At 60.2% G+C, this 6,529-nt stretch carries 7 protein-coding genes; 1 reads left to right on the top strand and 6 read right to left on the bottom strand.

The window, feature by feature from the left end:
- Window positions 1-98 precede the first annotated feature (98 nt).
- From ACQRBV_RS00150 to ACQRBV_RS00125, 6 genes are all read right to left on the bottom strand, one after another.
- Window positions 99-752, bottom strand: a complete 654-nt coding sequence (locus ACQRBV_RS00150) for an HAD family hydrolase (RefSeq protein ID WP_411984581.1) — start codon at window positions 750-752, stop codon at window positions 99-101.
- Between the two features lie 30 nt (window positions 753-782).
- On the bottom strand, window positions 783-1,772 hold the full coding sequence (locus ACQRBV_RS00145) for an ABC transporter ATP-binding protein (protein ID WP_411984582.1): 990 nt from the start codon (window positions 1,770-1,772) through the stop codon (window positions 783-785).
- Window positions 1,769-2,569 (bottom strand): ABC transporter permease, encoded by an 801-nt coding sequence (locus ACQRBV_RS00140; protein ID WP_060756971.1) that lies wholly within the window; start codon window positions 2,567-2,569, stop codon window positions 1,769-1,771. The genes ACQRBV_RS00145 and ACQRBV_RS00140 overlap by 4 nt, the downstream gene beginning before the upstream one ends.
- A complete protein-coding gene (locus ACQRBV_RS00135) occupies window positions 2,556-3,401 on the bottom strand; it encodes an ABC transporter permease (protein ID WP_060756972.1) in 846 nt (281 codons plus the stop codon). The genes ACQRBV_RS00140 and ACQRBV_RS00135 overlap by 14 nt, the downstream gene beginning before the upstream one ends.
- The gene (locus ACQRBV_RS00130; protein ID WP_060756973.1) at window positions 3,398-4,204 is read right to left on the bottom strand and encodes an alkaline phosphatase family protein; all 807 of its coding nucleotides are present in this window, start codon (window positions 4,202-4,204) and stop codon (window positions 3,398-3,400) included. The genes ACQRBV_RS00135 and ACQRBV_RS00130 overlap by 4 nt, the downstream gene beginning before the upstream one ends.
- A gap of 177 nt (window positions 4,205-4,381) precedes the next feature.
- Complete coding sequence (locus tag ACQRBV_RS00125; protein ID WP_161550342.1) at window positions 4,382-5,449, bottom strand: ABC transporter substrate-binding protein; 1,068 nt, start codon at window positions 5,447-5,449, stop codon at window positions 4,382-4,384.
- A 351-nt stretch (window positions 5,450-5,800) separates the two neighbouring features.
- Between ACQRBV_RS00125 and ACQRBV_RS00120 the strand changes: the two genes are divergently transcribed.
- Window positions 5,801-6,514, top strand: a complete 714-nt coding sequence (locus tag ACQRBV_RS00120; RefSeq protein WP_090365867.1) for a UTRA domain-containing protein — start codon at window positions 5,801-5,803, stop codon at window positions 6,512-6,514.
- Window positions 6,515-6,529: the final 15 nt, after the last annotated feature.

Here is a 6,529-nt window from a genome sequence, read left to right as displayed (position 1 = left end):
ATGGCGGTGTCTCAGTGAAGAATGTTTCATCTGATGCCCGCCATCGGGAGCAAGCCCCCTCCCACATGTTGACTGGGATTACAATTCCAGAGGCAGTGTCAGACCCAATGATGGATCGGCCAGCCGGCCTGTTCGGCATGGGCCCGCAGCACCGGGTCTGGGTTCACCACCTGTGGGAACTCGACTTTGCTCAACAGCGGCAGGTCATTGCGCGAATCCGAGTAGAAGTACGCGCCCTCCAGTTTCTCACCTTCCTGTTCCAGCCATTCCAGCAAACGAGTGATCTTGCCTTCGCGATACGTCAGTACCCCCACGGTCTGGCCGCTGTACACGCCATGCTTGATGTCCAGATCGATCCCCAACACTTCGTCGATACCGATGCGTGCCGCAATCGGCTTCACCAGGTGGGTGCCCGACGCGGAAATCACCAGGATCCGGTCGCCCTTTGCACGGTGGCGGGCGATGGTCTGGGTGGCATCGCTGTAGATCAGCGGTTCGATCACGTCTTCAACCCACGGCTCCACCAGATGCTCGATTTCTTCCGGCGTGCGGCCGATCATCGGCTCCAGGCTGAAATCCATGAAGTCTTCCATGCGCAGCTTGCCTTGGCTGTAGGCGTCCATCAGTTCGTTGTTCCTGCGCATGAACGACTCAGGGTCGACCCAGCCCAGCCGGCCCATCTGTTCGCTCCACAGGGTGGCGCAGTCACCGTGGATCAAGGTGTCGTCCAGATCAAAAATTACCAATGCCATCCGTTACGCTCTCTCAAGTCAATCGTTGCATCAGGCTACTTCACACAACGCACTGGGGTCGATGGAAAGTGCCAGGCGCTGCCCGTCGGGGTGCAGATCGTCGGCCGAGCGGTTGAGCACGTCCACCACCAATTCCACGCCGCGCGCTTCGATGCGGTAGCGAATCACGTTACCCAGCAGGCTGTGGCTGCGCACCAATGCGTCCAGCTCGCCGCTGCGGCTCAGTTCGATGGCTTCCGGGCGAATCGCGATGCGCCCGCTGATCGGACGTTGCAGCAATTGGCTGGCCTTGTCGGCGTCGAGCAGGTTGTAGTTGCCGATAAAACCGGCGGCGAATACGTCCACCGGCGCGGTGTAGAGGGTTTCGGCGTCGCCGCTTTGCACGATCTTGCCCTGGTTCATCAGGAAGATTCGGTCGGACATGGTCAGCGCTTCTTCCTGGTCATGGGTCACGAAGATCGTGGTCAGGCCCAGTTCACGCTGGATCTGGCGGATCTGCTCGCGCAGGTGCTTGCGAATCCGCGCATCCAGTGCCGACAGCGGCTCATCAAGCAGCAACAGGCGCGGGCGGGTCACCAGGGAACGCGCCAGAGCCACGCGCTGGCATTGCCCGCCGGACATCTGGTGCGGGTAGCGGCCGGCAAGCTCCTTGAGCTCCACCAGTTGCAGCACTTCCTGCACGCGCTTGTGGCTGTCATCGGCGTTGACCTTTTGCATGCGCAAGCCGAAGGCGACGTTTTGCTCCGCGGTCATGTTGGGGAACAGCGCATAGCTTTGAAACACCATGCCGATATTGCGTTTCTGCGGGCTCAGCGGAACGATGTCCTGCCCGTCCAGCAGGATTTTCCCACTGTCGACCGAGGTCAGCCCGGCGATGCAGCGCAGCAAGGTCGACTTGCCGCAACCGGACGGGCCGAGCAGGGTGACGAACTCGCCCTTGGCGATCTCGCAGTTGATGTCGCTGAACACCGGGGTGCCCGCGTAGCCTTTTTGCAGATGTTGGACGCTGACGAAGCTCATTGGCTTTTGTCCTTGTTCAAGATATTGGCGGCCCAGGTCAGCACCAGCACAAAGAAGAAATAGGAAATGACGACGGCGCTGGTGAAGTGGCCGCTGCTGTTGCGCATGTTGTTCAGGTACACCTGCAGGGTCTCGTAGCGGGTGCCCACCAGGATGTTGGCGAACACGAACTCACCGAACAGGAACGAGAACGACAGCAGCAGCGCAACCATCAGACCCTTGCGCAGGTTCGGCAGCACCACCAGGATCGCCGCCTGCCAGGTGCTGGCGCCGAGCAGTTGGGACGCGTCCATCAAGTCGCGCAGGTTGATGGCCTGCAGGTTGTTGGTGATTGCCCGATACATGAACGGCAGCGCCACGGTGAAGTAGCAACCGATCAGAATCCACGGCGTGCCCACCATCGCCAGCGGCCCCGAGCCGTAGAGTTGCAGCAGACCTACCGACGACACCACCGGCGGTACCGCGAAGGGCAGCAGGATCAGGATATTCATCAAGGCGTCGAGCTTGGGGAAGTGGTAATGCACCACGAACAGCAGGGGCAGAATCAGCACCACCGACAGGATCAGCGCGCCCACGCACACCACCAACGACTGGCCGAAGGCCGCCAGGAAGCGTGGGTCGCTCCACAGTTGCACGTACCATTTCACGGTAAACCCGGCGGGCAGGACCGTCGCCGACCAACTGCTGGCGATGGAGTAGACAAAGGTGCCTACCAAAGGCAGCACCAGGATCGCAAACAGCAGGTACACCACGACCCGATGGTAGAGGGAGGCCGGGCCGGCTTCAGCGCGAGACATGGTAGCTCCTCTTGAGCAGCAGTTGATGGACCACGGTGACGACGGTCATCAGCGCCACCAGTACCACGGCCAGGGCGCTGGCCATGTTCGGGTCCAGGGAGATGTCGCCGGAGACCATCGCCGCGATACGAATCGGCAGCACGTTGAAGTTGCCGGTGGTCAGTGCGTACACCGTGGCGTAGGCGCCGAGAGCATTGGCCAGCAGGATCACGAAGGTGCCGAGCAGCGCCGGGGTGAGCACCGGCAGGCCGATATGCCGCCAGAACTGCCAGCCGCTGGCGCCGAGCAGCGAAGCCGATTCGCGCCAGTCTTCACGCAATGCGTCGAAGGCCGGGTAGAGCAGCAGCACGCCCAGTGGAATCTGGAAGTAGGTGTAGAGAATGATCAGGCCGGTCTTGGAATACAGGTTGAAGTCCTGAATGATCCCGGCCTGCTTGAGCATGATCGTGATGCTGCCGTTGAAGCCCAGCAGGATGATGAATGCGAACGCCAGGGGCACGCCGGCAAAGTTGCTGGTCATGTTGGCGAACGCCGTCACGAAGTTGCGCAGGGGCGAGTCCACGCGGCGCAACGAATAGCTGCCGAGCACCGAAATGATGATGCCGAACACGCTGGAGTAGAAGCTGATCTCCAGGCTGTACTGGATAGCCTGCAGGTAGAACTTCGAACTGAAGATCTTGGTGAAGTTGGCCAGGCCCCAGCCGAACTCCTCCGATTGCAGGCTATTGATCATTACCCACACCAGCGGGGCGATTTCAAACACGATGAAGAACAGCGCAAACGGCACCAGGCACAGGATCGCCAGCCATTTGCCACGGGTTATGGCGTTCACTTCAACAGCTCCCGGCAGACAGGTTTGTCGTGGGGCACACCGAGCAGTTCGCAGACGGTGCCGCACAGTTCGGTTTGCTTGGGGCTTGCCGTGGCACTCAAGTTGAAGGCCGAGCCCAGTACGAACAGCGGCACTTCCCGTTCTTCCGGCAGCAGGCCGTTGTGGGAGCGATCGTTGTTCATGCCGTGGTCGGCGGTCACCAGCACCTGGCAGTCGGCGTCGAGCCAGCCCTGCAGGTAGTCGGCGAGGATGATGTCGGCCGAGCGTGCGCTGTTGCGGTACGGCGCGCTGTCGAGGCCATGCTTGTGGCCGGCGTCATCTATGTTCATCGGGTGCACCAGCAGGAAGTCCGGTGTGTGCTTGCAGCGCAGGCTTTCTGCGTCGGCAAACAGGTGGGAATCGGGGTAGTGGTCATTCCAGTAGAAATGCCCGTGCTGGATCGCCAGCGCCTGGTCGTCGGTATGACGGTCACGGGAGGCAATGAAGGGCGTACGGTTATACAACTCGCTGACCCAATGGTAAGCCGCCGCCGCAGTGGTCAGCCCGGCGTCGGTGGCGTAATGGAAAATGCTGCGTTGATTGGACAGGCGTGAAACGTTGTTGTGCACGATGCCGCTGTCGATCGGAGGTACACCGGTGAGGATGCACTCATACAGCGGCCGCGAGAGCGACGGTAATTCACATTCCAGTTTGTAAAGCGCTGCGCGTCCTGCGCCGATATAGGCCTGCAGATGCCCCATGGCATGTCGGGCAACCTCGTAGTTCAGGCCGTCGAGCACCACAAGGATGACGTTGTGCTTCATAGGGGGAGAGGCTCCGCAACAGTTGGGCTTGACTCGATTTTTGTGAGAGGGGGCCGGCTCCCGATAGCGCAGGATCAGCCAATGTATGTGTTGAATGACACACCGCTATCGGGAGCAAGCCCCCTCCCACACAAGCTCGCACCCACATTGGATCTCCATCCAATGTGGGTTGAAGCCTTACTGCATATTGATGATGACTTCTTCCTGCCACTTCTGCGGCAGTGCCTTGGAGGTTTTCTCCCAGGCTTCGGCATCTTTGATCGGCGTGACTTTTTTGTACTGCTCGTTCGGCAGCAACTTGGCCTGAACCTCGGCAGGCAGGGTCAGGTGCTCGGCACGGATCGGACGTGCGTTGCCGCGTGCCAGGTTGGTCTGGCCGGCATCGCTGAAGATGTATTCGCGCGTCAGTTTGGCGGCGTTCGGGTGCTTGGCGTATTTGTTGATGATGGTGGTGTAGCCGGAAATCACCGAACCATCCGATGGGATCAGCACCACGTAATCATCCGGGTTGGCCATCTTGGCCTTGTAGCTCAGGCCGTTGAAGTCCCAGACCACACCCACTTCCACTTCGCCTTTTTCCATGGTGGCGATGGTCGGGTTGGCCAGCGACAGGCGGCCTTGCTTGGCGATTTCCGCAAACATCAGCAGTGCCGGCTGGATGTTTTTCTCGTCGCCACCGTTGGCCAGGGCGGCAGCCAGTACGCCGTTGGCGGCCTGGGCGGCGGTGCTGACGTCACCAATGGAAACCTTGTATTTACCGGTCTTCAGGTCAGCCCAGCTTTTAGGGGCTTCGGAACCGTGCAGCAGCTTTTTATTGACGATGAAGGCGATGGTGCCGGTGTAGGCCAGGGCCCAGTTGCCGTCTTTGTCTTTGGCCCAATCCGGGACCTGTTCCCAGGTGCTCGGTTTGTAGGGTTGGGTCACACCTTGTTTGACCGCGATCGGGCCGAAGGCGGCGCCGACGTCACCGATATCGGCGCTGGCGTTGTCTTTTTCGGCGGCGAACTTGGCGATTTCCTGGGCCGAGCTCATGTCGGTATCGATGTGCTTGAGGCCGTAGGTCTTGGCCAGGTCATCCCAGGTGCCTTTCCAGTTGGCCCAGTCATCGGGCATGCCGACGCTGTTGACGGCGCCTTCCGCTTTCGCGGCGGCTTCCAAGGTTTTCAAATCGGTATCAGCGGCCATGGCGGCGGTGCACATGGCAATGGTCGAGCCTAACAGTGATGCCAGGAAAAGCTGTTTCATCCGAAGCTCCTTTGGGCGTTTTCAACGCTGCGTTTTTATCGACGTTTGCGGTGGTGTTGGTCTAGGTCAGCAATACCTGAGCCAATCTAGGCGTACTGGATGACAGTTTCATGTCGATGTCGTTTTTACATCCTCGATGTCGCTCACTTCAGACTCAGCGTAGACCATGCTCAAGTGCCCGCAGGCCCTGGACTTGGCCGATGTATTGCAGGGTGTGGAGCAGGGTGGCGGCACCGGTTGTCATCTGCCGGTCATCTGTAGTGCCTACGCTGGCAAGCAGCAGTGGAAGCCCGAATACAGCGCGGTTTATGCACCTGAACGGTGCTGGTCTAGTCCAGATAGGTAACGTTGATGCGTGATGAGGCAATCAAGGCGGTGACATCCATCGGCCTGGCGCTGCAAGAGCAGATCGACCATGGCTTGTTGGCGCCTGCGAGTAAATTGCCCGCCGAGCGCAAGCTCAGCGAGTTGTTTGGTACCACCCGCATTACCGTGCGGGAAGCCTTGTTACAACTGGAAGCCCAGGGCCAGATCTATCGTGAGGAGCGCCGTGGCTGGTTTGTCTCGCCGCCGCGGCTGGCCTACAACCTGATGCAGCGCAGCCACTTTCACGCGATGGTCAGCGACCAGGGGCGGGTGGCGTCGACCGAAGTGATTTCTGCGCGCCTGCAACCGGCCTCTGCGGCCGTGTGTGCGTGGTTGCAGTTGCCGGCGCTGTCCAGCGTGATTCAGATTTGCCGGGGCCGGCGCATTGATGGGCGTCTGGTGTTGTATGTGGAGCACTACCTGAACCCGCAATACTTCCCGGGGATCCTGGCGTGCGACCTGAACCAGTCAATGACCGAGCTGTACGCACGCAAATATGACCTGCATTACGGCCGCGTGCGTTTCGAGATCGTACCGACCTCCTTGCCGGTGGAAGCCGCCGCCGCGTTGCGCGTGTCGGTCGGTAGCCCGGGCCTGCGGATTGCCCGGGTCAATTATGACCAGCATCAGCGGTTGATCGACTGCGACCTGGAGTTCTGGCGGCACGATGCGATCCATGTGGGCGTGGATGTGGTTTAACGGTAGTGAGCGGGC

The organism is Pseudomonas sp. R11F (genome assembly GCF_050312575.1).
In the GTDB taxonomy this organism is placed as follows: domain Bacteria; phylum Pseudomonadota; class Gammaproteobacteria; order Pseudomonadales; family Pseudomonadaceae; genus Aquipseudomonas; species Aquipseudomonas palleroniana.
The sequence above is the reverse complement of the archived record's forward strand: the minus strand, read 5'-3'. Positions and strand labels throughout refer to the sequence as shown.

What these genes read in the sequence shown, in the direction of transcription:
- ACQRBV_RS00145 (WP_411984582.1), bottom strand. Translation starts at nt 1,772, where the DNA reads ATGAGCTTCGTCAGCGTCCAACATCTGCAAAAAGGCTACGCGGGCACC.
- ACQRBV_RS00130 (WP_060756973.1), bottom strand. Translation starts at nt 4,204, where the DNA reads ATGAAGCACAACGTCATCCTTGTGGTGCTCGACGGCCTGAACTACGAG.
- ACQRBV_RS00150 (WP_411984581.1), bottom strand. Translation starts at nt 752, where the DNA reads ATGGCATTGGTAATTTTTGATCTGGACGACACCTTGATCCACGGTGAC.
- ACQRBV_RS00120 (WP_090365867.1), top strand. Translation starts at nt 5,801, where the DNA reads ATGCGTGATGAGGCAATCAAGGCGGTGACATCCATCGGCCTGGCGCTG.
- ACQRBV_RS00140 (WP_060756971.1), bottom strand. Translation starts at nt 2,569, where the DNA reads ATGTCTCGCGCTGAAGCCGGCCCGGCCTCCCTCTACCATCGGGTCGTG.
- ACQRBV_RS00125 (WP_161550342.1), bottom strand. Translation starts at nt 5,449, where the DNA reads ATGAAACAGCTTTTCCTGGCATCACTGTTAGGCTCGACCATTGCCATG.